This is a genomic window from Rugamonas sp. FW305-51, from assembly GCF_058786935.1.
The window spans coordinates 70,665-96,896 of record NZ_JBYSZG010000003.1 but is presented as its reverse complement, the minus strand read 5'-3'; the positions used below and the strand labels follow the sequence as shown (position 1 = coordinate 96,896).

The following is a 26,232-nucleotide window of genomic DNA, read 5'->3' as shown; positions in this document are numbered from 1 at the left end:
GGGCCGGTCGGTCGCGGCCGGGGGCCGGACGGGGCAAGGCGGCAGGGTCGCTAACGGCGGCCGCGGAACAGCTGGGGCAGCAGGGTCGCGAGCTGGGCCCGCTCGTCGCCCTGGGCACGGTGCAGCGCCTGCTGCGGCCCGTGCATGAATTTGGCCGTCAGCCCCTTGGACAGGGCTTCCAGCACGGCGTCGATGTCTTCGCCCTTGGCCAGCATCTTGCGGGCCCGTTCCAGTTCCAGCTGGCGCAGCGCTTCGCCGCTTTCATGCAGGCTCTGGATCACGGGCACCACGGCGCGGTCGTCGATCCAGTGCATGAAGGACTGGACCCGGGTTTCGATGATGGCTTCGGCCTGGGCCACGGCCGCCTGGCGGTTTTCCAGGCCGGTCTGCACCACCTTGCCCAGGTCGTCCACCGTGTACAGGAACACGTCGTTCAGGCGCGCCACTTCCGGTTCGATGTCGCGCGGCACGGCCAGGTCGACCATGAAGATGGGCTTGTGGCGGCGGGCCTTGATGGCGCGCTCCACCAGTCCCAGCCCGATCAGGGGCAGCGACGAGGCGGTGCAGGAAATGACGATGTCGTACTGGTGCAGCTTGTCGGGCAGTTCGGCCAGCCGGATCGCCTTGCCGCCGAAGCGGTGGGCCAGCACTTCGCCCCGTTCCAGCGTGCGGTTGGCGATGGTGATGCTTTTCGGGTTCTGCGCCGCGAAGTGGGTGGCGCACAGCTCGATCATCTCGCCGGCGCCGATGAACAGCACGTGCTGCTCGGCCACCTTGTCGAAGATGCGCTGCGACAGGCGCACGGCGGCGGCCGCCATCGACACGCTGTGGGCGCCGATCTCGGTGGTGCTGCGCACTTCCTTGGCGACGGAAAAGCTGCGCTGGAACAGCTGGTGCAGATAGGTGCCCAGGCCGCCCGCTTCGTCGGCCGTGCGGATGGCGTCCTTGATCTGGCCCAGGATCTGGGTCTCGCCCAGCACCATCGAGTCCAGCCCGGAGGCGACGCGGAAGGTGTGGCGCACGGCGTCGTGCTGGGGCAGCATGTACAGATGCGGACGCAGCTCGCCGTAGTTGAGCTGGTGGAAGTCGGCCAGGAAGTGGGCGCCCGCGTCGAGCGGATTGGGCACGTGGCTGGCCGCGTACAGTTCCGTGCGGTTGCAGGTGGACAGGATGGCCGCCTCGTCGGCGCCGCCCGGCACGATGCGTTCGAACCACGCGCGCGCCGCCACCACGGCCTGCCCCAACTGGTCGGGCGCGAACGCCAGCCGTTCGCGCAGGGCGACCGGCGCGGTGTTGTGGTTGAGGCCGACGGCGAGCAGTTGCATTTCGGAGCGGGAAGGGTGGTTGTTAGCCGACATTATAGCGTGTTGTGTCCGTATTCTGCCCGGGGGGTGACCCCGTCATCAGTATGACCTTGATATACGCACTATAGGCTAGTTGGCGTGCGGCCGCAGCCTGGCCGCGGCGAGCCCGGCCCGTTCAGGCGCCCAGTTTTTCCAGCCGGTAGCCGTAGCTGTAGACGGGCACCAGGCGGTAGCCGTTTTCCGGCTTCAGTTGCAGCTTGTTGCGCACGCGCGAGACGTGGGTATCCATGGTGCGGGACGGCACGGCCGTTTCCCGTATCCACACGGCTTCGTGGATGTAGGCGCGCGACAGGGGGCGGCCGATGTTGCGGAAAAATAACAACGCCAGGTAGAACTCCTTGTGCGTCACGTCCAGCACGATGCCGTCCATCAGCAGCCGGCCAGGCCGGGTTTCGAACGTGTATTGGCCGAACTGCAATTGCTCGGCCCCGTTCTGGGACGGGTAGGCGCGCCGCAGCAGCGCCTGCACCCGGGCCACCAGTTCGCTGCGCCGCAGCGGCTTGATCATGTAGTCGTCGGCGCCGGCCGCCAGCCCGGCCACGATGTCGTCCTCGCCCGAGGTGGTGGTGAGAAACAGCACGGGCGCATTGTCGGGCAGCTTGTCACGGGCCCGGCGCATGACTTCCGTCCCGCTGAGATCGGCCACCTGCCAATCGAGGATGAGCATGTCGTAACTGTCCTTGCGCAAGTGATTGAGCAGCTCGCGGCTGGTCTGGAAACTGTGACAGGCGTGGCCGGCGGAAGTGAGAACCTGGCAGATCAGATCGGCTTGGCTGCGGTCGTTGTCAAGTACGGCGATTCTCATGGTTGTGCGGGGCGTGTGCGACCGGCGGCGCCATCGTTCGCCACCTGCCGGTAAATGTTAAGGAGAAGTCACATTGAATATAACAGAGATTTACAAAAATAGTTAGTAAAAAAGCTAAATATTTCCATTTGGATATAACCATTTTCCATGCGCGCGTCCCCTGGCAGCCTGCTAGACCATTACACGGTACACTCTCATCACCGTGATTTCAATATGCAACATGGCAGGGGGCAAGGGGCCGCAGGCCCGCGGGAGGCACATAATGGCGAGTAACATTGATACGGAATGGGTACTGGTGCCCGCTTCGGCGCGCGACATCGCCGCCGTGCGCGAACGGTGCCGGCGCCTGGTGCGGCGGCGCGCCGTGTGGTCGGCCGGCATGGCGGCCGTGCCCATCCCGGGGGTGGATGTGGTGACGGACTTGCGCCTGTTCGCCCTCCTGATCGAAGACATCAACCAGGAATTCGGCCTCGGCGCCGAGCAGATCGCCCGTTTGCAGCCGCAGTGGCGCATGCTGGCCTACGAGGCGGCCATGGGCGCCGGCGGCATGCTGGTAGGAAAAATGGTGACGCGCGAACTGGTGACGGCCCTGCTGCGGCGCAGCGGCGCCAAGCTGCTGGCGCGCCAGGCGGGCAAGCTGGTGCCCATCGCCGGCCAGCTGGCCTCGGCCGCCATCGGCTTTGCCGTGTTCCGCCAGATTGGCTACCAGCATGTGGAAGCCTGCGCCGTGGTGGCGCAGGAGTTGCTGGCCGGCCGCGCGGCGGCCGCCAACTAGGCTAGGGGGCTCAGGCGTCCGGCAGCACCACGTTCACGTCCAGCACCTCCAGGTTGCCCTGGCGGTCCAGCGAGATCTTGATGTCGTCGGCGTTGACCTTGGTGTACTTGGAGATCACCTCGATCAGTTCCCGGTGCAGGGCGGGCAGGAAGTCGGGCCCGCCGCGGCCGTTGCGCTCGCGCGCGATGATGATCTGCAACCGTTCCTTGGCCGCCGACGCGGTTTTCGGTTTGGACGGGAACAGAAAGGAAAGCAGAGCCATGTCACTTGCCCCCAAAAATGCGCTGCAGCAGGCCGGGCTTTTCGTAGGTGGTAAAGCGCAGCGGCAAGTCCTGGCCGAGGAAGCGCGTGACCACGTCTTCGTAAGCTTCCGCCACGTCCGTGCCCTTGAAGTGGATGGCCGGGTTGCCCTGGTTGGACGCGTGCAGCACCGACTCCGACTCGGGAATGATGCCGATCAGGGGGATGCGCAGGATTTCCTGCACGTCCTCGTGTGACAGCATCTCGTCCGCCTCGACCCGCTTGGGCGAATAGCGCGTGATCAACAGGTGTTCCTTGACCGGTTCGCCGCCCGTCTGGGCGCGGCGCGACTTGGCCTGGATGATGCCCAGGATGCGGTCGGAATCGCGCACCGACGACACTTCCGGGTTGGTGACGATGATGGCTTCATCGGCGAAGGTGAGCGCCATCAGCGCGCCGTGCTCGATGCCGGCCGGCGAATCGCAGATGATGTATTCGAAGCCCATGTTGATGAGCTCGTTGAGCACCTGTTCCACGCCGTCTTCCGACAGCGCATCCTTGTCGCGCGTCTGCGAGGCGGGCAGGATGAACAGGTTGTCGCAGTGCTTGTCCTTGATCAGGGCCTGGGTCAGCGACGCTTCCTGGTTGATGACGTTGATCAGGTCGTAGACCACACGCCGTTCGCAGCCCATGATCAGGTCGAGGTTACGCAGGCCGACGTCGAAGTCGATCACGGCCGTCTTGTGGCCGCGCATGGCCAGCCCGGTGGAGAAGCTGGCGCTGGAAGTCGTCTTACCGACACCGCCCTTGCCGGACGTTACAACAATAATTCTTGCCACAAATAATCCTTTTCAGAGAGCCCGGTGCTTAAGCGCGGGATGCGGAGTTGACAGATAGTATATCGATTCGGTCGCCCACCAGGCGAATTTGTGCCGGAGCGCGTGCAAACTCGGCCGGGAAGCCATCCTCGAAGGTGCGGTACACGCCGGCGATGGACACCAGTTCCGGCGCCATGGCCAGGGCGAAGATGCGGGCGTCCGCGTTGCCGGACGCGCCCGCCAGCGCGCGGCCGTTCAGGGTGTTGTAGACGTGGATGCTGCCGTCGGCAATGATCTCGGCGCCGTTGTTGACGACGGCTGTGATGATCAGGTCGCAGCCGCGCGCGTAAATGCGCTGGCCGGCCCGCACCGGGGTGTCGATGATCAGGGTGCCGGGGCTGACGACGGCCGTGGCCGGCGCCGCTGCCGGGACGGCGGCCACCGGGGCGGGCGCGGCCGGGGCGGGCGCTGGCACGGCGGCCGGTGCCGCTGCCGGCGCTTCCGCTTCCTTGCGGGGCTTGGCGGCCGTTTCCAGGCTCAGGCCGTGGGCCAGGATGGCGCCGGCCATCTCGGGCGGCGCGTTGCGCACGGCCACGGGATTGAGGCGGTATTTCTTGAGCAGGGCGATGATGCCGTCCCAGTCGATGGCCTCGCCGCCGGGCGGCAGGGCGCCGATGTCGATCACGGTCAAGTCATCTTCGAAAAAGTCGGCCGAGCCGCCCGTCATATCGTTGAGCGCCGCGCCCAGGGCGATGCGGTCCGCGGTGGACAGGATGGCGGACACGGCAACCACGGTGGAGATCTTGATTTCGATGGGCTTCTGGAACAGGCTGTTGGACATGGGCGACAGGATAAGAGTTAGCCCGCGCGCATGCGCAGGCGCACACATTTTACTGTGGAAAGCGGGGAAATGGGAGAGCCCGCACGACATCAAAGCGGCTGATGGTGCGGCTTGCGGGGCGATGAGCGACTTCGTTGTGGTCGCACAATAGCGGCACGCGCCATGTCCTTACCATGCTGGAATGCAGCCAGACCAGCGATTTACTGATGAAAATATAAGCAGGGCGGAGGCCATCTTGCTAGGCTATGAGATCGCCCGCACTTATTTTCGAGGGGAGCTGTACGATAGAAACAATCGGTCCTTGTTGGGGCTGTCGCTGGAACGACATGGGGGCGGAGCACTTGTGCTGGATGCCGCCACGACCGGCCGTCTTTTCATGATACCGGATGGCTCTACCGTCTGGGCAACCAACGTGGGGGAAAATCAGGACGGGCCTTCTGGATTGGATGTGCGATCCACAAGCCCCTTTCTCGCTGAGGGCGAGCAAAATAGTGTCGTTGCGTTTTTGGATGAGGCAGGATCGGCAATATGGGTCGAAGCCTTGTACGTGCGCAGATTGATGTTCGCACACAGTGCGCCGCAACGCTTGGCGACTGTCGCCTTTGGCCTCATGGCCGCGACTGCCTACCGGCTTGGTTTTGCCCATATCAGCCTGTTCGCCGCAGGACATGGCCCGCTGCGGCCAGCAGATCCGGACGCCTTTATCGGCTATGCCGTCTGGCCCAAGTTCGGATTTGACGCACCCGTGTCGCCAGTAGAATTGAATCGGCAGGCCGCGCGCGAGCTGTTGCAGTCGGTCAGCGTACAGGATGTGATTACACGAAACCCTCAGTGGTGGATGGACCATGGAACGGGACGCACCATGCGTTTCGATTTGACGCCGGGGAGCCGCAGTTGGTCGATTTTGCTACACTACTTATACGAAGCTTTGGTGGAGCGCCAACCATGACTACCGTCAAGAAAACGCCGGAAGAGGACCGTACGGCCTACATGTTGGCTGCCGCTTTGCTGCGAGCACGGACCGCTGCTGCCATTATCCCGCTCGAACGCGAGATTTCTCCCGTGCAGGGCTTGGTTCATGCCGTTTTAAGCGACAAACCTGTTCCCCGAGATCGTCAGCACGACCTGTTTGGCCAGTCGGTCATTGATATTCCCGAATTTGCCGAGTTCCGCAGGATGCTGGGCCAGGTGCGGTCAGGCAAGGCTGCATAGGGAAGGGTTATCAAATCGGGGTAATAACGGATGTTATTTCCCATTCTTCGACGGTTGCCTCATTTCATCCGACGCCGGGATGGCGACGATCCTGCTTGATACTGCACTTATCCCGGCGGCGAATGTATGCAAATGCGGCGTCCGGCCGTTAATAAATGGCATGCTCCTCACGCAGCTGGCGGGCGGCGGCCACCATGTTGCGCAGGGCCGCTTCTGTTTCCTCCCAGCCGCGCGTCTTCAGGCCGCAGTCCGGGTTGACCCACAGCTGGTCCGGCGCGATCACGGCGCTGGCCTTGCGCAGCAGGCGCACCATCTGTGCCGTGTCCGGCACCCGCGGCGAGTGGATGTCGTACACGCCGGGGCCGATCTCGTTCGGGTAGCGGAACTGGCCGAAGCCGGCCAGCAGCTCCATGTCCGAGCGGCTGGTCTCGATCGTGATCACGTCCGCATCCATGGCCGCGATCTGGGGCAGGATGTCGTTGAACTCCGCGTAGCACATGTGGGTGTGGATCTGGGTCGCGTCCGCCGCCACGGCGGCCGTCAGGCGGAACGCGCCCGTGGCCCAGTCCAGGTAATCGTGCCAGCGGGCGCGCCGCAGCGGCAAGCCTTCGCGCAGGGCCGGTTCGTCGATCTGGATCACGGCGATGCCGGCCTGTTCCAGGTCCGCCACCTCGTCGCGGATGGCCAGCGCGATCTGGCGCGCCGTGGTGGCGCGCGGCTGGTCGTCGCGCACGAACGACCACTGCAGGATGGTTACCGGCCCCGTCAGCATGCCTTTCATGGGGCGTGCCGTCAGGCCCTGGGCGTGCACGGTCCAGGCCACCGTCATGGGCCGGGGCCGGGCCACGTCGCCGTAGATCAGGGGCGGCTTGACGCAGCGCGAACCGTACGATTGCACCCAGCCATGTTGCGTGAAGGCAAAGCCGTCCAGCTGCTCGCCGAAATACTCGACCATGTCGTTGCGCTCGGCCTCGCCATGCACCAGAACGTCCAGCCCCAGCTGTTCCTGGCGGTGCACGGCTTCCGCGATATGCACCTGCATGGTGCGTTCGTAGGCGGCCGTGTCCAGCTCGCCGCGCTTGTGGCTGGCGCGGGCGGCCCGGATCGCCGCCGTCTGCGGGAAGGAACCGATGGTGGTGGTGGGGAAGGCGGGCAGACCCAGCCGTTCGCGCTGCACGGCCTGGCGTTGGGGGAAGGGCGAGGCGCGGCGGTCGGCGTCGGGCGCCAGGCTGGCCAGGCGGGCCGCCACGGCGCCGTTGTGGACGCGGGGGCTGGCGCGGCGGCTGGCCACGGCCGATCGCGCCGCCGCCAATGCCGCGCTCGTGTCGGCGCCGGCCAGGGTGGCGCGCAGCACGGCCAGTTCGGCCAGTTTTTCCGTGGCAAAGGCCAGCCAGGAGCGCACTTCCCCGTCCAGCCGCGTTTCCTGCTCCAGGCTGAACGGTACATGCAGCAGCGAGCACGAGGTGGACAGCCACAGCGGACCGGAGCGTTTTTCGCGCAGGGGGCGCAGCACGGCCAGCGCCGCATCGAGGTCGGTGCGCCACACGTTGCGGCCATCGACGATGCCGACCGACAACACCTTGTGGCCGGGCAACCAGTCGGCCACGCTGGTGAGCTCATGGGCTGCGCGCACGCCGTCCACGTGCAGGCCGGCCACGGGCAGGCGGCAGGCCAGGCTCAGGTTTTCTTCCAGCGGCGAGAAATAGGTGGCCAGCAGCAAGGGCGCGCCGGCCTGGCTCAGCTGCCAGTAGGCGGGCTCGAAAGCGTTGCGCCAGTCCGGCGGCAAGTCCAGGCCCAGGATGGGTTCGTCGATCTGGACCCAGTCCGCGCCCGCCGCTTTCAGTTGGGCCAGCAGGGCGCCGTAGACGGGCAGCAAGCGTTCCAGCAGCCCCAGGCGGTCGAACGGGGCCTGGCCTTTTTCCTTGCCCAGCCACAAAAAGGTCAGCGGCCCCAGCAGCACGGCCTTGACCGGGTGGCCCAGCGCGCGCGCTTCCGCCACTTCCGCCAGCAGGCGGCCGGCGGCCAGCGCAAACGCCGTATCGGCGGCGAATTCGGGCACCAGATAGTGGTAGTTGGTGTCAAACCATTTGGTCATTTCCAGCGCCGCGCCCTGCTGGCAGGCGTGGCCGTGGCCGCAATCGGCATGGCTGTCGTGATCCGTTGCGCCGCGCGCCATGGCGAAGTAGCGCTGCAGCGCGTCCTGTTCCGGCGTGAAGCCGAAGCGGGCCGGTTCGCAGCCCAGCAGCTGGATGTGGTTGGCCACGTGGTCGTAATAGGCGAAATCGCCCACGGTAACGCAGTCCAGTCCGGCCGCGCGCTGCAGGGCCCAGTGGCGCGCACGCAGGGTGCGGCCCGTCTGTTCCAGTGCGGCCGCCGGCAATTCGCCGCGCCAGTGGCGCTCGAGCGCCGTCTTCAGTTCGCGTGCCGCGCCGATGCGGGGAAAGCCGGGTATGTGTATTTGCAAGGTTGTCATGTTTTGTCATCCGCATTTCATAATGGTGCGATAAAGTGTGCGGCATTCTGGTCTATAATCAAAACGAAAGATTTTGTGGCTTCACATGAAAAAGTTTCATAAATAGACCATGCTCGAAATACGCCATCTCCGAACCCTCAGCGCCTTGCGCTCCGCAGGCAGCCTGGTGCGTGCCGCCCAGCTGCTCAATCTCACGCAATCGGCCCTGTCGCACCAGATCAAATTGCTGGAAGAGCGCTACGGCGGCCCCCTGTTCGAGCGCAAGTCGGTGCCGATCGGCTTCACGGCCACGGGCGCCCGCCTGCTCAAGCTGGCCGACCTGCTGTTGCCGGAAATCGAACAGGCCGAGCGCGACGTGGCCCGCCTGTCCCAGGGCGACCAGGGCCAGTTGCGCGTGGCGCTCGAATGCCACACCTGTTTCGACTGGCTGATGCCGGTGATGGATGAGTTCCGCCAGCGCTGGCCGGACGTGGAAATCGACCTGGTGTCGGGCTTTCACAGCGAGCCGGCCGAGCTGCTGCGCAGCGGCGCAGCCGACCTCGTGATCGGTTCCGACTACAGCCGCGAATTCAGCACTTTCCCCCTGTTCCGCTTCGAGATCCTGGTGGTGATGGCGCAGAAGCACCGGCTGCAGGGCGTGCGCCGGCTGGCCGCCGCCGACTTCGAGGGCGAGACCCTGATCACCTATCCCGTACCCGAGGAACGCATCGACCTGATCCGCGAAGTGCTGCGCCCGGCCGGCATCCATTTCGAGCGCCGCACGGCCGAGCTGACGGTGGCCATTTTGCAGCTGGTGGCCAGCCGCCGCGGGGTGGCCGCGCTGCCCAACTGGGCCATCAAGAATTACGTCGATTACGACTATGTGATCGCCAAGCCGGTGGGCGAGCTGGGCTTGTGGAGCGACCTGTTCGTGTCCGTGCCCGAGGCGCTCAAGCAGAAAGCGTATGTGCTCGACTTCGTCAATGTGATACGGGAGCAGTGTGCCGCCAGCCTGGATGGTATCAAATTATTATCGTGACAAATTTGCACCGCATCTGCAGAATGAACAAGTAGCTTTGATACAGATCAAGGCCGGCAAGGGCTGGTCGCCTACGATGTGAGGTTGGGTTCACTTTGCACGCAAAGGGTCAGCATGTTCGATATCGCACAACAAAGTTCACGGGCCGGCAACGCGCTGCTGGCAGTCCAGCTGGCGGCCCTGCGGGCCTGCATGGAAGCATGGCTGGACGGCGGCATGCTGTGCGCCGAGCGCCACGCGGACGCCTACCGCATGACCCTCGCCACTGGCACGGTTGCTGCTAGAGAGTTTATGTGGGCGCCCGTTGATTCCATGCGTTAGAAACGGGCGCCGCCTGGCGGAGCGGCGGCGTATGATCGGACTGCCGGGCTTGTCGATATGGCATGCACACAGGCTAACAACGAATTTTGTAATTGAGCAACCAGTTGCTTGATGGAGTCTTGATGTTTGTGGCATAACTAAGCCGGTTCCGACCGGCGCATTGGAGAAACACATGGAAGATGTAGTGATCGTGGCCGCAGGCCGCACCGCAGTCGGCAAATTTGGTGGCAGTCTGGCAAAAATCCCCGCCTCGGAGCTGGGCGCGCACGTGATCAAGGGCTTGCTGGCCAAGACCGGCATTGCGCCAGAACTGATCAGCGAAGCCATCCTGGGACAAGTGTTGACGGCCGCCGTGGGCCAGAACCCGGCGCGCCAGGCCGTGATCAAGGCCGGCCTGCCCAACAGCATTCCCGCCTACACCATCAACAAGGTGTGCGGCAGCGGCCTGAAGGCCACCCACCTGGCGGCCCAGGCCATCAAGTGCGGCGACGCCGGCATCATCATCGCCGGCGGCCAGGAGAACATGAGCGCCGCCCCGCACGCCATGAACGGTTCGCGCGACGGCTTCCGCATGGGTGACTTCAAGATGGTCGACACCATGATCGTGGACGGCCTGTGGGACGTCTACAACCAGTACCACATGGGCATCACGGCCGAGAACGTGGCCAAGAAATACGAGATTTCCCGCACCGAGCAGGACGAGTTCGCGCTGCAGTCGCAGCTGAAGGCGGAAGCGGCGCAAAAGGCCGGCAAGTTCAAGGATGAAATCCTGCCGCTGGAAATCGCCCAGAAGAAGGCCACCGTGGTGTTCGACAGCGATGAATACGTCAAGCCCGGTTCCACCATCGAATCGCTGCAAAGCCTGCGTCCGGCCTTCGCCAAGGATGGCACGGTCACGGCCGGCAACGCCTCCGGCATCAACGACGGCGCCGCCGCCGTCATCATGATGTCGGCCTCGCAGGCCAAGGCCCTGGGCCTGACCCCGCTGGCGCGCGTGAAAGCCTACGCCTCGTCGGGCATCGACCCGGCCGTGATGGGCATGGGTCCCGTGTCGGCTGCCCGCCTGTGCCTGAAAAAGGCCGGCTGGACCCCGCAGGACCTGGACCTGATGGAAATTAACGAAGCCTTCGCGGCCCAGGCCATCGCCGTCAACAAGGAGATGGGCTGGGACACCAGCAAGATCAACGTCAATGGCGGCGCGATCGCCATCGGCCACCCGATCGGCGCCTCCGGCGCCCGCATCCTGGTCACGCTGCTGCACGAAATGGTGCGGCGCGACGCCAAGAAAGGCCTGGCCTCGCTGTGCATCGGCGGCGGCATGGGCGTGGCGCTGGCGGTCGAGCGCGAGTAAGCGGCCCGCGCAGGCGGGGAACGATTTTATTGTAGTTGTTGAAAACGAGGGGACGAAAAATGGCAAGAGTTGCATTGGTAACCGGCGGCATGGGCGGTCTGGGCGAAGCAGTTTGTTTCAAACTGGCGGCACTGGGCTACACCGTAGTGACAACGTATTCCCCTGGCAATACCAAAGTCAATGACTGGCTGGCCACCACCCGTGACCAGGGTTTCAACTTCAAGGCGTATCCATGCGACGTGGCCGATTACGATTCGGCGGCAGCGTGCGTGGCAGCGATCACCAAGGATATCGGTCCGGTGGATGTGCTGGTCAACAACGCGGGCATCACGCGCGACATGACGTTCAAGAAGATGGACAAGACCAACTGGGACGCCGTCATGGCCACCAACCTGGACTCCGTGTTCAACATGACCAAGCCGGTGTGTGACGGCATGGTGGAGCGCGGCTGGGGACGCATCATCAACATCTCGTCCGTCAATGGTCAGAAGGGCGCGTTCGGCCAGACCAACTACGCGGCGGCCAAGGCCGGCATGCACGGCTTCACCAAGTCGCTGGCGCTGGAAGTGGCGCGCAAGGGCGTGACGGTCAACACCATCTCGCCGGGCTACATCGGCACCAAGATGGTGATGGAGATCCCGCAGGAAGTGCTCGACACCAAGATCATCCCGCAAATTCCGATGGCGCGCCTGGGCAAGCCGGAAGAAGTGGCGGGCCTGGTGGCCTACCTGTCGTCGGACGAAGCGGCCTTCGTCACTGGCGCCAACATCGCCATCAACGGCGGCCAGCACATGTCCTGATCGCATTCGTCTGCGAGCCAAAAGCGCTGCCTTCGGGCAGCGTTTTTTTTTCGCCCAAGCCTACAAAAAACGGGGACGTAACACGGTTTTCCGGAAAATGGGGACGTACCCCTTTTCGTAAATGGGGTACGTCCCCATTTTTCTCCCCCATTCTTCGTGCGCCGCATCCGGGGCTTTTTTGCTGGAGTGACCTGCTCAAGTACAATGCGCGTATCACCTGTCCAGCACACGCAAAGGATGCGCCATGCCCGATTCCTCGCCCCTGTTCCCTCCCGTTACGCCGCGCCGTCATGGCATGCTGGCGGTCGATGACTTGCATACGATTTATTGGGAGGAAGTGGGCAATCCGGATGGCATGCCGGTGCTGTTCCTGCACGGCGGCCCCGGCGCCGGCCTGTCGCCCCAGCACCGCCGCTTTTTCGATCCCGACCACTATCGTGTGATCCTGTTCGACCAGCGCGGCGCCGGCAAGTCCACCCCGCTGGGCGAGTGCCGCGCCAACACCACCCAGCTGCTGGTGGAGGACATCGAACGCCTGCGCGAACTGTTCGGCATCAGCCAGTGGCTGGTGTTCGGTGGTTCGTGGGGCTCGACGCTGGCGCTGGCTTACGGCCAGGCCCACCCGGAACGCTGCCTGGGCTTCGTCCTGCGCGGCATCTTCCTGTGCACCCAGGCCGAGATCGACTGGTTCATCCACGGCGTGCAGTGGTTCTATCCCGAGTTGTACGAGGAATTCATCGCCCCCATTCCGCTGGCCGAGCGCGGCAACCTGCTGCAGGCCTACGTGGAGCGCATCATGAGCGCCGACCCGGCCGTCTACTGGCCGGCCGTGCGTGCATGGAGCCGCTTCGAGGGCCGCCGCGTGTTCCTGCTGCCGCAGCCGGACGAGGCGTCGTCGGACGCGCTGGACCTGGGCGTGGGCCGGCTCGAATCGCACTACATGGCCAACCTGGGCTTCTTCACGGACGACCAGCTGATCCGCGACATGGGCCGCATCGCCCACCTGCCAGCCGTGATCGTGCAGGGGCGCTACGACGTGATCTGCCCGCCGCTGTCGGCCCACCGCCTGCACCGGGCCTGGCCCGGCGCCGTGCTGCAGATGATACCGGACGCCGGCCACGGCGCGCTGGAGCAGGGCATCGCCCGCGCCCTGGTGGCGGCCACGGAACAGTTCCGCCGCCACGGCCGTTTCGGCTAGACCGCGGCCAGGAACGCACGCATGGCCGGCCGCGCCGGAACGCGCACGCGGGCAATCGGCCGGGCGCCGCCGCGGGCTGCTACACTACGGCCTGCGCGACCAACAGTATCGAGGAAACATCATCGCACTCATGAACATACAGATCGGCGACGTCGGCCACATCATCCAGTTGTCCATCGCCCCGGTCTTCCTGCTGGCGGGCGTGGGCACCACCCTGATGGTGCTGATTAACCGCCTGGCCCGCATCATCGACCGTTCGCGGGTGCTGGAGGACAGGCTGGACATCGGTTACAGCGACGCCTATCTCAACGAACTGGACACGCTGTACCGGCGCGCGCACCTGATCAACGTGTCGATCACGCTGGCCACCTCGTGCGCGCTGCTGATCTGCCTGGTAATCGCCATGCTGTTCCTGGGCGATGTCACCAACCTGCCGCTCGACAAATACATCGCCGGCATGTTCGTGGCGGCCATGGCTTGCCTGATCGGCAGTTTTGTCTCGTTCCTGCGCGAGATCTTTATCGCGTCGGCGGCCATGCGTTCCCACCGCCACGTGCGCCAGCCGGTAAAATAGCAAGCTTGTAGTCTGGTGGCTGTTGCCACCCCATCTGACCGAACCGAATACCATCATGCACGATTACCAACGCCCCCCCACCCTGCACCGCTACGGCGTGCGCGAAGACCTGGAACTGGCACTGACCCAGGGGCAGTTCGTGCTGCGCCCGGCGTCAAACTGCCTGACGCTGAGCTTTTCCCAGGTATGGGACCGCAAGCTGTTCGACCTGTTCAACGCCGACTGCTGCCTGATCATCCACAACACGGAAGAATTCGGCGAGCGCCTGCACCGCGCCGTGCAGCGTACCCTGCCCAGCTGGGCGGGCATCGACGGCGCCGTCGAATACGGCACCCGCGCCGCGCTGGGCGCGGCCTTCACCAAGACGGCCCAGGAGGCCGACGAACATGAGTGGCAGTTCGCGTGGCGCGCCATGCAAAGCAAGCTCAGTCTCAATCCCGTGCTGATCAAGATCGGCAGCCTGGAGAATTTCGCCGAGCTGCGCGACCGCGACACCTACCTGGCCTGACACAGGGCGTGGCGACCGGCCACCGCCGCAACACGCCACGGCTACACGCCACGGCCAGACCCGACAGCAACAGGTGGCGGCAGCACGCCGCCGCTGGATGGCGCCGCGCACCGGCGCCGCCCTGCAACACGCGGGCGCGCGCTGGCTGGCTACTCGCGCTTGCTGTCCAGCCGTGTGAGCACGGCCGCCATCATGCGTTCGATATCGTGGCGGATGATCTTGGCGCCGAGGATGCCCGGCACGTAGAAGTTGGGCACCAGGCGACCGCTGTAAATCACCTTGGTGCCGCCCGTCTCGGGCACCGGCACCAGTTCCCAGTGCGATTCATAGTGCTTCATGTCGCCCGAGATGAGGGCGATGTCGATCGACGTCATCGGCTGCTCGGTGGCGCGCACGATCAGGTGGATGGACTTGGACATGAACAGGAAGCGGGCCGTGCCGAACTGTTCGATGATGACTTCATTGCCATTGCGCGCCAACACCTTGCATGACTCCATGTCCGGCACGAACTCATTCATCCGTTCGTAGTTGGTCAGGATGCGCCACACCGTGGCCGGCGCCGCCTGCACCGTGCCGGCCGCGTTGACCTCGAACATATGCAGCGCATCGAGTTCCACCCGGTTCACCGACACTTCCAGCTTGGGCAATTCAAGCCTCGGTGTTTGCGCCATGGCGGGGGCGGCCACACCGATCATCAGGAACAGAAGGAATCGCATCATCTTTCCAGCGTAAGGGAAAGGGTGGCAGAATACAAGAGTGGTACGTTCTGGTTACAAATTGGCCGCGGCGCCGGCCGCCGCGGGCTGCGCCGTTTAGAACCACGGGTCTAGAGAATTCGGCTTTAATGCCGGCATCGCATGTCAACCACTCCAATAACGATAATGACTACTCCAAGCTACCCACACCTGCTGGCCCCTCTCGACCTCGGCTTCACCACGCTGCGCAACCGCGTGATCATGGGTTCCATGCACACGGGACTGGAAGACCGCTTCTACAATTACGGCAAGCTGGCCGCGTTCTACCGCGAGCGGGCGCGCGGCGGCGTGGGCCTGATTGTCACGGGTGGCATCTCGCCCAACCGGGCCGGCTGGCTGCTGCCGTTCGGCGGCACGCTCAACTTCAAGGCCGACGTGTTCAACCACCGCCGCCTGACGGCCGCCGTGCACGAGGAGGGCGGCAAGATCCTGATGCAGATCCTGCACGCGGGCCGCTATGGCTACCAGCCGTTCGTGGTGTCGGCCTCGGAGCAGAAGTCGCCGATCTCGCCCTTCAAGCCGCGCGCGCTGACCGAGGCCGGGATCGAATCGACCATCCGCGACTACGCCCGATGCGCCCGGCTGGCCAAAGACGCGGGCTACGACGGCATCGAGGTGATGGGCAGCGAAGGTTATCTGATCAACCAGTTCCTGTGCGCGCGCACCAACCTGCGCACCGACCGCTGGGGCGGCAGCATCGAGAACCGCATGCGCCTGCCGGTGGAAATCGTCAAGCGCATCCGCGCCGAAGTGGGCAACGACTTCATCATCATGTACCGCCACTCGCTGCTCGACCTGGTCGATGGCGGCAACACCTGGGACGACGTGGTGGCGGTGGCCAAGGCGCTGCAGCACGCCGGCGTGACTATCATGAACACCGGCTTCGGCTGGCATGAGGCGCGCGTGCCCACCATCGTCACCTCGGTGCCGCGCGCCGCGTTCGCCGGCGTGGCCGGCCGCCTGCGGCGCGAGCTGACCATTCCCGTGGTGGCGTCGAACCGCATCAATATGCCGCAGGAGGCGGAAGGCATACTGCTGCGCGGCGAGGCCGACCTGATATCGATGGCCCGTCCGTTCCTGGCCGACCCGCAGTTCGTGGTCAAGGCGGCGGAAGGGCGCAGCGACGAGATCAACACCTGCATCGGCTGCAACCAGGCTTGCCTGGACCATACCTTCTCCAACCAGCGCGCCAGCTGCCTGGTCAATCCGCGCGCCTGCCACGAGACGGAGCTGGTGTACGCCAAGGCCGCCATCAAACGCAAGGTGGCCGTGGTGGGCGCCGGCCCGGCCGGTCTGTCGGCCGCCACCGTGGCGGCCGAATGCGGCCACGACGTGACCCTGTTCGACTCCAATCCCGGCATCGGCGGCCAGTTCCGCATCGCCATGCAGATTCCGGGCAAGGAGGAGTTTGCAGAAACGGTGCGCTACTTCGGGCGCAAGATCGAACTGACCGGCGTCAAGCTGCAGCTGGGCCAGCGCGTCACGCGCGAGCAGCTGCTGGCCGGCGGCTACGACGACGTGGTGGTGGCCACCGGCATCAAGGTGCGCCGGCCGCCGATCGCCGGTATCGAACATGCCAAGGTGCTGTCGTATGTGGACGTATTGCAGAACAAGGCGCCGGTGGGCAAGCGGGTGGCCATCATCGGCGCCGGTGGCATCGGCTTCGACATCAGCGAATACCTGCTGCACGACCCGCGCTACGCGCTGCCGCTGGCGCTGGACGTATGGGCGCGCGAGTGGGGCGTGGACCTGAAGGGCGATACCTCCGGCGGCCTGGTGCCGGCGGCGGCGCCGGAGCCGGTGCGCCAGCTCTATCTGCTGCAGCGCAAGACCTCCAAGCTGGGCGCGGGCCTGGGCAAGACGTCGGGCTGGGTGCACCGCGCCGCGCTGGCGCGTGCCGGCGTGGTGATGATCGCCGGCGTGCAGTACGACCGCATCGACGACCACGGCCTGCACATCACGGTGGGCGGCGAACAGCGCCTGCTGGCGGTGGATAACGTGGTGGTGTGCGCCGGCCAGGACAGCCTGACGGAACTGATGCCGAGCGAGCAGGAGGCCAAGAGCGGCCCGCGCTTCCACAAGATCGGCGGCGCCGCGCTGGCGGCGGAACTGGACGCCAAGCGCGCCATCAAGGAAGGCGCGGAACTGGCTGTGCGGCTGTAACTATGTGCTGTACCGTCAGCGCGGCCGCAGCTCCCTGCTGTGCCAGACGCGAACGATCAGGATGTCGCCGGTTTCCAGGATGAGATAGCGCAGGATATATGCGCGCCGGCCGAATTTGGCCGGCCATTCCCTGAATTCGGCGTAGGGTGAACCCAGCTGCGGATTCTTCAGCAACTGATTGGCGGCGTTGCGAATCGCGTTGACGCCGCGCCGGGCAGCTGAAGGATTGCTTGGTGCAAGGAAGTCGTACAGCCGCCCCACGTCGGCCAGCGCATCTGGATGCCAGGTCAGCGCGGACATGTGCTCCGCTTGCCGGCTGCCAGCTCGGCAAGCCAGGCGTCGGCACGCTCATGGGACACGGCCGGTTCGCCATCACGAAACGACTGAACGCGCGTACGGTCGCGTTCCAGAAGCAGGGCCTCCGCGCATACGCTTGCCAGGTAGTCGTCGACGGACTGGCCATGACGGCCGGCGGCGGAGATTACCGCTGCCTCCAGTTCCGCCGATAGCTGGACGGTGATCATGTACGCTCCCTCTTTACAGCTTGCGCACCACCACGCAACCGATCGAGTAACCGGCGCCGAACGAGCAGATCACGCCCAGCTGGCCGGCGGCCAGGTCGTCCGAGTGCTTGTGGAAGGCGATGATGGAACCGGCCGACGAGGTATTGGCGTAGGTGTCCAGGATCACGGGCGCTTCGCCCGCTTCGGCGTCGCGGCCCAGCACCATGCGGCTGATCAGCAGGTTCATGTTCAGGTTGGCCTGGTGCAGCCAGTAGCGGCTCACCTGCGGCACTTCCAGCCCGGCGCCGGCGATGGTGGTCTTGATCATCTCGGCCGCCATCGGGCACACGTCCTTGAATACCTTGCGGCCCTGCTGGCGGAACAGCTTGTCCGGCGCGCCGATGCCCGATTCGTCGAAGCGGTTCAGGAAGCCGAAGTTGTTGCGGATGTTGTTGGAGAAGGCCGTCTTGAGCTGGGTCTCGACGATTTCAAAGCGGTGCGGGCCCTGGGCCGTGGCCGCGTCTTCGATCACCATCGCCGTGCAGGCGTCGCCGAAGATGAAGTGGCTGTCGCGGTCGCGCCAGTTCAGGTGGCCGCTGGTGATTTCCGGATTGAGCACCAGCACGGCGCGCGCCTGGCCGCTCTTGATGGCCGCCACCGCGGTCTGGATGCCGAAGGTGGCCGAGGAGCAGGCCACGTTCATGTCGAAGCCGTAGCCGTCGATGCCCAGCGCCGACTGCACTTCCACCGCCATGGCCGGATAGGCGCGCTGCATGTTGCTGCAGGCGACCAGCACCATGTCGATGTCGGCCGGGCTGCGGCCGGCGCGGTCCAGCGCCTGGCGCGCGGCGGCCACGCAGATTTCGGCCTGCAGCGACAGTTCGTCGTCGGCCCGCTCGGGGATGCGCGACACCATGCGCGCGGGATCGAGGATGCCGCTTTTTTCCATCACGAAGCGCGACTTGATGCCGGACGCTTTCTCGATGAAGCCGACGCTGGACAGTTCCAGCGCCGTCACGCTGCCGTCCGCGATGGCGGCCGCGTTGTCGGCGTTGAATTGTTCGGCGTAGGCGTTGAAGCTGGCGACCAGCTCTTCGTTCGAGATCGATTGCGCTGGCGTAAAGAGGCCGGTACCGCTGATGACGGCTTGTTTCATGGTTAAGCTTTCAAATATGATAATGGGCTGGCGCCGCTAGTGAGCAAATTTTACACAATGGCGGGGCCCATCATCGGATTTTCTGAACGGTCGGTTGTTTTTTTATTGACCACGCCCATGGAACGGGGCGGATCAACGTGCCGGCGGCGCCTCTGAGACGCCGCCGGTGTTGCCTGGCCGCCTGCGTGGCCTGCGCTGAGGCCTGGGTCCGTGCCAGCATTGCTGCCGGTGGCGCGGGCCGGCTTGCCCCCTATTTCTTGTCGAGCGCCTTCTTGGCGGCGGGGCCTGCCACCTGCACCAGCTTGGCATCGTTCTTGGCCAGCTGCACCGGCAAGCCTTTCAAGTGGTTCAGCGCCTGGGCCAGCTGGAAGTCGTCGCTGCTGCCGTATTCGAGCGGCTTGCGCTGCTTTTCCATGGCCATCACGCGCAGCTGCTCTTCCAGCTCGTCGCGGTTGGACTTGGCGCCTTCCTGGTCGCGGTCGTTGGCCAGGTGCTTGTCGAGGTCGGCCTCGCGCGTGCGCAGGCTGTTCAGGCCGTCGCCATCCGCGTTCTCGTCGACCAGCAGGTCGGGCGCGATGCCCTTGGCCTGGATCGAGCGGCCGTTGGGCGTGTAGTAGCGGGCCGTGGTCAGCTTGACGGCCGTGTCGGACGTCAGCTGGCGGATGGTCTGCACCGAACCCTTGCCGAAAGTCTGGCTGCCGATGATGGCGGCGCGCTTGTAGTCCTGCAGGGCGCCGGCCACGATTTCCGAGGCCGAGGCCGAACCCGTGTTGACCAGCACCGCCATCGGCACCTTCTTGATGGCGTCGGGCAGCTTGGCCAGCGCGTCGCTGTCGCTGCGCAGGGCATAGTATTCGGGCCGGCCGTAGAAGATCTGCTTGGAGTCGGGCAGCTGGCCGTTGGTGGAGACGATGGCCGAGTCGCGCGGCAGGAAGGCGGCCGCCACGCCGATGGCGCCTTGCAGCACGCCGCCCGGGTCGTTGCGCAGGTCCAGCACCAGGCCCTTGATGTTGGGGTCCTGCTTGTACAGGTCGACGATCTTGGCGGCCAGGTCGTCGACCGTCGGTTCCTGGAACTGGGCCACGCGCAGCCAGGCGTAGCCCGGCTCGATCAGCTTGCCCTTGACGCTCTTCTGGTGGATTTCCTCGCGGGCGATGGAAAACACCAGCGGCTCCGTCTCACCCTTGCGCAAAATGGTCAGGCTGACCTTGGTGTGCGGCTCGCCGCGCATCTTCTTGACGGAGTCGTCCAGGCTCATGCCCTTGACGGGCGTGCTGTCGAGCCGCGTGATCAGGTCGCCCGCCTTGATGCCGGCCCGGTAGGCCGGCGAATCCTCGATGGGGGAGACGATCTTGATGTAGCCGTCCTCGCTCTGGCCGATCTCGATGCCCAGGCCCACGAACTTGCCTTGCGAGCCTTCGCGCAGTTCGGCATAGGCTTTCTTGTCCAGGTAGGCGGAGTGGGGGTCGAGCGAGGCGACCATGCCGGCGATGGCTTCGGTCAGCAGTTTCTTGTCCTCGACCGGTTCCACATAATCCGACTTGATGAGGCCGAACACGTCGGCCAGCTGGCGTAACTCTTCCAGCGGCAGGGCCGGCTCGACGGGCTTTTGCGCCATCGCGGAGAACTGCAGCGAAACGGCAATGCCGGCGATGACACCCAGGCCAACCAGCCCGGTATTCTTGAGTTTCTTGCCCATGTTTCACCTGTCGAATCTATCCACTCGGCGTTGCGGCTGCGCGGTCGGCGCCAGCGTAACGCTACGATTCAGTATAAACCTGATTTCTGGCAAACGTAGTATCCAATGCGTAATGATTTACACGTTTTTTCGCGCTGGCCCACCCGTCCACCTTAGCAGCGTGCAGGACTGTAAATATTGCGCCAGGCCGGGGTTAGCTCACGCTGTGTAACGCTTGCCTTGACGACGGTAAGCAATTGTAAGAATCCCTGCCGGGACGGCACCGGCGGCCTACACTGGCCTTGTATTTCTCTCTACCCTGAAGTGGTTCTTTGCCTGCGCTCAAGCCGCAGGCTTTTTTTTATCCCGGGAGTCTTCATGCCGTTCAATTCGCTACCTTTCCGCGTCCGTCACCTGGGCGCGGCCTTGCTGCTCAGTGCGGCCACCTTGCCCGCGCTGGCCGTGCCCGTGATGGAGCTGCGGGCCGAAGATTTGCTGCCGATGGCGTCCGACCTGAAGACCTCGCTGAACCTGAACGCCAACCAGCAAACCCTGTGGCAGCAGACGGAAGGCAAGACGCGCACCTTGCTGCGCGAACGCCAGGCCCGGCGCGAACGGCTGCAGGCGGCCAGCAAGACAGGCCTGGATGCGGCCGGCGTCGAACTGCGCGACCTGGCAGGCGCCATGGATGCGGAAACGGCCACCACGGCGGCCGAGGAAAAGCAGCTGCGCGAATGGTGGCTGACCGTCAACGATGCGCTGAGCGAGTCCCAGCGCCGCGTGGTGGCCAACCAGCTGGCCGAGCAGTTGCTGCGCATGCCCGATAACGGCGGCCGGGCCGGTGCGGCGCCGCGCCCGCGGGAGGAGGGGGGCGACCACAGCCGCGGCGGCCATCACAAGCAGGGCGGGGCCGGCATGGGGATGCCGGGCGGCTGACGGGGCATGTAGAGGGTGTGTATCGTAAAGTAAAAAACAACTGCGGGCGGCCATCGCGGGGGGAGCGAGGCGCTAGAATGCGGGCGCGGATTGCCGTCCGCAACGACACCACCCGATTCCTTATGCGCAAACTGTTTCCCTACGCCTGCCTGGCCCTGCTGGGCGCCCTGACCGATCCGGCGGTCCAGGCCCAGACCCAGACTGCACCCGGCCAGCCGGCCGATACCAGCGTCGGCGGCACCCAGCCTGGCGCCACTGCCAGCAGCGCCACCGCCGCCCAGCCCACCGCAGCAACCGACGGCCACCCGATCCAGCAAGTGACCGTCAGCGGCGGGCGCGCCAGCGACATGGACGAGCGCCGCCACGCCACGGCCGGCAAGCAAGTCTATGGCCGCGAGGAACTGGACCGCAACGGCGACACCAGTCTGGCCGACGTGCTCAAGCGCCTGCCCGGCGTCACCATCGGCGGCCGTCCCGGCCGTGGCGGCGACATCCGCATGCGCGGCCTGGGCAGCGGCTACACGCAAGTCCTCGTCAACGGCGAGCGGCCGCCGGCCGGTTTTTCCATGGACAGCCTGTCGCCGGAGCAGGTGGAGCGGGTGGAAATCATGCGCGGCCCGGTGGCCGAGCACAGCACGCGCGCCATCGCCGGCACCATCAACATCGTGCTGCGCGACGGTTACCAGCTCAAGGACAAGCAGCTCAAGCTGACCGACACGGTGGAGCAGGGCCGGCACGCGCCCAACGTTGCGCTGACGGTGCCGGGCAAGGCCGGCAACCTGACCTATTTGCTGACCGGCTCCGTCTTCGAGAACCGCCAGCACGACCACAACACCATCGCCTACCATGACACGGATGCGGCCGGCGACCTGCTCAAGGACCAGCTGGAAGCGGACCAGAGCAGCCGCAAGGCGCGCGGGGTGCATCTCACGCCCCGTCTGTCCTACAAGTTCGAGGGCGGCGACACGCTGAACTTCCAGCCCTTCCTGATGAGCGTGCGCAGCGACACGACGGCCTCCAGCGTGCTGGACCAGAGCATCGGCCAGCTGTCGCCCGAGTACAGCACGGCCGCCACCCGCAGCCATGCCGACACGACCTTCCTGCGCGGCTTCGGCAACTGGGTGCACAAGCTGGGCGGCGCGGCCAAGCTCGATGTGAAGTTCGGCTTTGGCGCCGGCCACAGCAGCAGCGACGCGCTGCGCCTGCAGTACGACGCCAGCGGCCAGGAATCGAACCGTTTTACCGACAGCGACAGCACGCGCGACCGCAGCGTCAGCAGCGGCGGCAAGTACAGCACGCCGCTGGGCAAGGACCACACGCTGGCCGCCGGCTGGGATGTCGAAGCGAGCCACCGCGAGCAGACCAAGACTTCGCTGGACCGTAACGGCGTGGCCCAGTTCGACGATTCCGGCGACAACCTCAGCGCCGACACGCGCCGCTACGCCGTGTTCGCGCAGGACGAATGGGACATCACGCCGCAATGGTCGGCCTATGCCGGCCTGCGCTGGGAGGGCATCACCACCACCAGCAGCCGCGCCGGCGGCGAGGTGCGCAACACCAGCAGCGTGCTGAGCCCGCTGCTGCACGGCGTATGGCGCATCCCCGGCCACGCGCGCGACCAGCTGCGCGCCAGCCTGACCAGGAGCTACAAGGCGGCCAACGTGCAGGATCTGATCGCCTTGCCCTACCTGGCCCACCCGAACAACGCCACCCATCCCGACCGCGTGGGTAATCCCGACCTGAAGCCGGAACTGGCCACGGGTGTGGACCTGGCCTACGAGCACTACCTGGGCCGCAGCGGCATCGTCAGCGTCAGCGGTTTCGTGCGCGACATCGACAACCTGATCCGCCGCACCCTGACCAGCTACGACACGGCGCAAGGCCCGCATTACGTGTCCACCCCGTCCAACGTGGGCCACGCCCGCACCAGCGGCATCGAGCTGGAGGCCAAGTTCCAGCTGGTGGAACTGTTCGAGGATGCGCCGGCCGTCGACCTGCGCTCCAACTACAGCCGCTTCTGGTCCAGCGTGGACGGCATCCCCGGCCCCAACAACCGGCTCGACCAGCAAGCCAAACAGACGGCCAATGTGGGCCTGGATTACCACCTGAGGCAGTGGCCGCTGACGGTGGGCGGCAGTCTCAACTGGACTCCGGCCACGGTGATCCAGACCAGCCTCACCCAGGTGGTGGAAAACGGCCGCAAGCGCGCCTTCGACGCCTACGCCCTGTGGAAGTTCGACAGCCGCAAGCAGCTGCGCATTTCGGCCAGCAACCTGGCGCCGCTCGACAGCGTGGGCCGCAACGTCGTCACGGCGCGCGGGGTGGCGTCTGCGGCCGATACGGACTACCAGACTTATACGGCCTGGAGCGTGAAGTTCGAAACGAAGTTCTGACGGCCTGGGCGGCCAGCAGCGGCGGGCGGGCACGGCACGCGAGGATTCCCGTGCCATGGCCGCCCCGCCGTGCTACATTTCCGGGTTCCGGCTTATCCGCCGGACGGCCCAGAGCGGCCGTATTTGCTACCATGCCCTACAAGGACTTTTCGTGAACCGATATCTGCTGAGCACCCTGACCATGAGCCTGCTGACCGCCGTTGCCGGCGCCGCCGAACCGGCCGCCACCACTCCCCGCTCGGGCATCGATGTGCAATACATCGACAGCGCCGTGCGGCCCCAGGATGATTTCTTCCGCTACCTCAACGGCAAGTGGCTGCAGACGACGGAAATTCCCGCCGACAAGGCGAGCTGGGGTTCCTTCATCCAGCTGCGCGAAGCGACGCTGCCCCAGCTGCGCACCCTGATCGAAGCGGCCCAGCAGGCCCAGCAGGACAAGAGCGCCCGCAAGCCCGGTTCCGAAGCCCAGAAGATCGCCGACCTGTACGCCAGCTACATGGACGAGCACAAGCTCGACGCGCTGGGCATCAAGCCCCTGGCGGGCGAACTGAACCGTATCCGCGCCATCAAGGACAAGAAGGCGCTGCCGGCCCTGATCGCCCACCTGGACGAGATCGGCGTACCGACGCCCTACGGCATCTACGTGGGCCAGGATGCGCGCGAATCGACCAAGTACGCCGTCAACGTTGTGCAAAGCGGCCTGGGCCTGCCGGACCGCGACTACTACCTGAAAAAGGATGACGCCAAGCTGGCCGCCGTGCTGGTCCAGTACGAAGCCCACGTGGCCAGGACGCTGGCGCTGGCCGGCATCAAGGACAGCACCGCCGCCGCCCACGCCATCGTGGCGCTGGAAACGGCGCTGGCCCAGGTGCAGTGGACCAAGGTCGAGAACCGCGACCCCGTCAAGCGCTACAACAAGGTGCAGATCGACAAGCTGGCCGAGCTGGCCCCCGCCTACGACTGGAAGCACGCGCTGGCTGCTGCCGGCGTGGCCAGCAAGGTCGATTACGTGATCGTCAACCAGCCCAGCTACCTGAGCGGTTTCAACGCGGTGCTGGAACAGACCGACCTGGCCACCTGGAAATCGTATTTCGAGTGGCAGCTGCTGCGCAGCCAGTCACCCTACCTGTCCAAGCCGTTCGCTGACGCCAGCTTTGCCTTCTACGGCACCGTGCTGACGGGCGTGACGGAACAGCCGCCGCGCTGGAAGCGGGGCGTGGGCGCCGTCGAAGGCGCGCTGGGCGAAGCGCTGGGCAAGCTGTACGTGGCCCAGTACTTCCCGCCCGAGCGCAAGGCGCGCATGGAGCAGCTGGTGGCCAACCTGCTGGCCTCGTACAAGTCCAGCATCGATACGCTGGAGTGGATGGGGCCGGCCACCAGGGAGCAGGCCCAGGCCAAGTTGGCCAAGTTCACGCCCAAGATCGGCTATCCGTCCAAGTGGCGCGACTACAGTTCGCTGGCCATTGTGCCCGGCGACCTGTCGGGCAACATGATGCGGGCCAACGTGTACGCCTCCCAGCGCATGATCAACAAGCTGGGCAAGCCTATCGACCGCGCCGAGTGGGGCATGACGCCGCAGACCATCAACGCCTATTACAGCTCGACGATGAACGAGATCGTGTTCCCGGCCGCCATCCTGCAGCCGCCGTTCTTCGATGCGGGCGCCGACGATGCCGTCAACTATGGCGCCATCGGCGCCGTGATCGGCCACGAAATCAGCCATGGTTTCGACGACAAGGGCAGCCAGTCGGACGGCGACGGCAACCTGCGCGACTGGTGGACCCAGGAAGACCGCGCCAACTTCAAGGCCCGCACGGACGTGCTGGTGCGGCAGTACGGCAGCTACAGCCCGCTGCCCGGCTACCACGTGAATGGCGACCTGACGCTGGGCGAGAACATCGCCGACAATTCCGGCCTGGCCATCGCCTACAAGGCCTACAAGCTGTCGCTGGGCGGCCAGCCGGCGCCCGTGATCGACGGCCTGACGGGCGACCAGCGCTTCTACATGGGTTTTGCCCAGGTGTGGCGCAGCAAGATGCGCGAACCGCAGCAGATCGTGCAGATCAAGACCGACCCGCACTCGCCGGGCCAGTTCCGCGCCAACGGCACCATGGTCAACCAGCCCGGTTTCTATGAAGCGTTCGGCGTCAAGCCGGGCGACCGCATGTACCTGGCGCCCGAGCAGCGTGTGATCATTTGGTAAAGCGCATTTGGTGCCGCGCATCTGGCAAGCGCGCCATGCGGTAGCAAAAAAAAGACCATGCCGGAGCGATCTGGCGTGGTCTTTTTGTTACTAATATCATGATGACATGATACAGTCCCGTCGCTGGTACACAACAATAGTGCAATG

The 26,232-nt window shown here is 65.2% G+C and carries 25 protein-coding genes; 14 read left to right on the top strand and 11 right to left on the bottom strand.

All coding sequences use genetic code 11. The features are described 5' to 3' along the window. Positions 1–50 precede the first annotated feature (50 nt). Together hemA and AC3WOS_RS02965 are read right to left on the bottom strand one after the other, a co-directional pair. The gene (hemA, locus tag AC3WOS_RS02970) at positions 51–1,325 is read right to left on the bottom strand and encodes a glutamyl-tRNA reductase (RefSeq protein ID WP_492714342.1); all 1,275 of its coding nucleotides are present in this window, start codon (positions 1,323–1,325) and stop codon (positions 51–53) included. Positions 1,326–1,479: 154 nt separating this feature from the next. Continuing rightward, positions 1,480–2,169, bottom strand: coding sequence for a response regulator transcription factor (locus AC3WOS_RS02965; protein WP_492714341.1), 690 nt, complete (start codon positions 2,167–2,169; stop codon positions 1,480–1,482). Between the two features lie 262 nt (positions 2,170–2,431). On the opposite strand from AC3WOS_RS02965, the gene AC3WOS_RS02960 reads away from it, so the two are divergent. Beyond that, positions 2,432–2,944 (top strand): hypothetical protein, encoded by a 513-nt coding sequence (locus tag AC3WOS_RS02960; RefSeq protein ID WP_492714340.1) that lies wholly within the window; start codon positions 2,432–2,434, stop codon positions 2,942–2,944. 10 nt (positions 2,945–2,954) lie between these two features. Here AC3WOS_RS02960 and minE read toward each other — a convergent pair whose 3' ends face one another. From minE to minC, 3 genes are read right to left on the bottom strand one after another with little or no spacing between them, the layout of a single operon-like run. Next, positions 2,955–3,206 (bottom strand): cell division topological specificity factor MinE, encoded by a 252-nt coding sequence (gene minE, locus AC3WOS_RS02955; protein WP_173594320.1) that lies wholly within the window; start codon positions 3,204–3,206, stop codon positions 2,955–2,957. A 1-nt stretch (position 3,207) separates the two neighbouring features. After that, positions 3,208–4,023 carry a septum site-determining protein MinD gene (minD, locus tag AC3WOS_RS02950; RefSeq protein ID WP_492714339.1) on the bottom strand — a complete coding sequence of 272 codons (816 nt, stop codon included), beginning with the start codon at positions 4,021–4,023 and terminating at the stop codon, positions 3,208–3,210. Between the two features lie 28 nt (positions 4,024–4,051). Beyond that, entirely contained in the window at positions 4,052–4,843 is a 792-nt protein-coding gene (minC, locus tag AC3WOS_RS02945) for a septum site-determining protein MinC (RefSeq protein ID WP_492714338.1), read from the bottom strand. A gap of 181 nt (positions 4,844–5,024) precedes the next feature. On the opposite strand from minC, the gene AC3WOS_RS02940 reads away from it, so the two are divergent. Beyond that, positions 5,025–5,792 (top strand): hypothetical protein, encoded by a 768-nt coding sequence (locus AC3WOS_RS02940; protein WP_492714337.1) that lies wholly within the window; start codon positions 5,025–5,027, stop codon positions 5,790–5,792. Further along, complete coding sequence (locus tag AC3WOS_RS02935; protein WP_492714336.1) at positions 5,789–6,055, top strand: hypothetical protein; 267 nt, start codon at positions 5,789–5,791, stop codon at positions 6,053–6,055. The genes AC3WOS_RS02940 and AC3WOS_RS02935 overlap by 4 nt, the downstream gene beginning before the upstream one ends. 148 nt (positions 6,056–6,203) lie before the next feature. Here AC3WOS_RS02935 and metE read toward each other — a convergent pair whose 3' ends face one another. After that, positions 6,204–8,528: a 5-methyltetrahydropteroyltriglutamate--homocysteine S-methyltransferase gene (metE, locus tag AC3WOS_RS02930; protein ID WP_492714335.1), complete on the bottom strand. Its 2,325-nt coding sequence runs from the start codon at positions 8,526–8,528 to the stop codon at positions 6,204–6,206. Between the two features lie 109 nt (positions 8,529–8,637). Between metE and AC3WOS_RS02925 the strand changes: the two genes are divergently transcribed. From AC3WOS_RS02925 to AC3WOS_RS02895, 7 genes are all read left to right on the top strand, one after another. After that, a complete protein-coding gene (locus AC3WOS_RS02925) occupies positions 8,638–9,546 on the top strand; it encodes a LysR family transcriptional regulator (RefSeq protein ID WP_492714334.1) in 909 nt (302 codons plus the stop codon). A 114-nt stretch (positions 9,547–9,660) separates the two neighbouring features. Further along, complete coding sequence (locus AC3WOS_RS02920) at positions 9,661–9,867, top strand: hypothetical protein (protein ID WP_492714333.1); 207 nt, start codon at positions 9,661–9,663, stop codon at positions 9,865–9,867. A 172-nt stretch (positions 9,868–10,039) separates the two neighbouring features. Beyond that, entirely contained in the window at positions 10,040–11,218 is a 1,179-nt protein-coding gene (locus AC3WOS_RS02915; RefSeq protein ID WP_492714332.1) for an acetyl-CoA C-acetyltransferase, read from the top strand. Positions 11,219–11,277: 59 nt separating this feature from the next. Then, entirely contained in the window at positions 11,278–12,018 is a 741-nt protein-coding gene (gene phbB, locus AC3WOS_RS02910) for an acetoacetyl-CoA reductase (protein WP_182160765.1), read from the top strand. Positions 12,019–12,262: 244 nt separating this feature from the next. Beyond that, positions 12,263–13,216: a prolyl aminopeptidase gene (gene pip, locus AC3WOS_RS02905; protein ID WP_492714331.1), complete on the top strand. Its 954-nt coding sequence runs from the start codon at positions 12,263–12,265 to the stop codon at positions 13,214–13,216. 130 nt (positions 13,217–13,346) lie between these two features. Next, entirely contained in the window at positions 13,347–13,790 is a 444-nt protein-coding gene (locus tag AC3WOS_RS02900; RefSeq protein ID WP_492714330.1) for a DUF2721 domain-containing protein, read from the top strand. Positions 13,791–13,845: 55 nt separating this feature from the next. Continuing rightward, the gene (locus tag AC3WOS_RS02895) at positions 13,846–14,298 is read left to right on the top strand and encodes a hypothetical protein (RefSeq protein ID WP_492714329.1); all 453 of its coding nucleotides are present in this window, start codon (positions 13,846–13,848) and stop codon (positions 14,296–14,298) included. A gap of 149 nt (positions 14,299–14,447) precedes the next feature. Here the strand turns inward: AC3WOS_RS02895 and AC3WOS_RS02890 are convergent, their stop codons facing one another. Continuing rightward, positions 14,448–15,014: an SRPBCC family protein gene (locus tag AC3WOS_RS02890; RefSeq protein ID WP_492714328.1), complete on the bottom strand. Its 567-nt coding sequence runs from the start codon at positions 15,012–15,014 to the stop codon at positions 14,448–14,450. Positions 15,015–15,179: 165 nt separating this feature from the next. On the opposite strand from AC3WOS_RS02890, the gene AC3WOS_RS02885 reads away from it, so the two are divergent. After that, positions 15,180–17,216, top strand: a complete 2,037-nt coding sequence (locus tag AC3WOS_RS02885) for a 2,4-dienoyl-CoA reductase FMN-binding domain-containing protein (protein ID WP_492714327.1) — start codon at positions 15,180–15,182, stop codon at positions 17,214–17,216. A gap of 15 nt (positions 17,217–17,231) precedes the next feature. Here AC3WOS_RS02885 and AC3WOS_RS02880 read toward each other — a convergent pair whose 3' ends face one another. The 4 genes from AC3WOS_RS02880 to AC3WOS_RS02865 all read right to left on the bottom strand — a co-directional run bounded on the left by AC3WOS_RS02880 (position 17,232) and on the right by AC3WOS_RS02865 (position 20,574). Then, complete coding sequence (locus AC3WOS_RS02880; protein ID WP_492714326.1) at positions 17,232–17,516, bottom strand: type II toxin-antitoxin system RelE/ParE family toxin; 285 nt, start codon at positions 17,514–17,516, stop codon at positions 17,232–17,234. Further along, complete coding sequence (locus AC3WOS_RS02875) at positions 17,504–17,740, bottom strand: hypothetical protein (RefSeq protein ID WP_492714325.1); 237 nt, start codon at positions 17,738–17,740, stop codon at positions 17,504–17,506. Before AC3WOS_RS02875 ends, AC3WOS_RS02880 begins: the two co-directional genes overlap by 13 nt. A gap of 13 nt (positions 17,741–17,753) precedes the next feature. Beyond that, positions 17,754–18,875, bottom strand: coding sequence for a beta-ketoacyl-ACP synthase III (locus tag AC3WOS_RS02870; protein WP_492714324.1), 1,122 nt, complete (start codon positions 18,873–18,875; stop codon positions 17,754–17,756). Between the two features lie 250 nt (positions 18,876–19,125). Beyond that, entirely contained in the window at positions 19,126–20,574 is a 1,449-nt protein-coding gene (locus tag AC3WOS_RS02865; protein ID WP_492714323.1) for a S41 family peptidase, read from the bottom strand. 357 nt (positions 20,575–20,931) lie between these two features. Between AC3WOS_RS02865 and AC3WOS_RS02860 the strand changes: the two genes are divergently transcribed. The 3 genes from AC3WOS_RS02860 to AC3WOS_RS02850 all read left to right on the top strand — a co-directional run bounded on the left by AC3WOS_RS02860 (position 20,932) and on the right by AC3WOS_RS02850 (position 26,085). Then, positions 20,932–21,489 carry a hypothetical protein gene (locus AC3WOS_RS02860; protein ID WP_492714322.1) on the top strand — a complete coding sequence of 186 codons (558 nt, stop codon included), beginning with the start codon at positions 20,932–20,934 and terminating at the stop codon, positions 21,487–21,489. A gap of 122 nt (positions 21,490–21,611) precedes the next feature. Continuing rightward, a complete protein-coding gene (locus AC3WOS_RS02855; protein ID WP_492714321.1) occupies positions 21,612–23,882 on the top strand; it encodes a TonB-dependent receptor plug domain-containing protein in 2,271 nt (756 codons plus the stop codon). Positions 23,883–24,033: 151 nt separating this feature from the next. Next, positions 24,034–26,085 (top strand): M13 family metallopeptidase, encoded by a 2,052-nt coding sequence (locus AC3WOS_RS02850; protein WP_492714320.1) that lies wholly within the window; start codon positions 24,034–24,036, stop codon positions 26,083–26,085. The last annotated feature ends 147 nt before the right edge of the window (positions 26,086–26,232 follow it).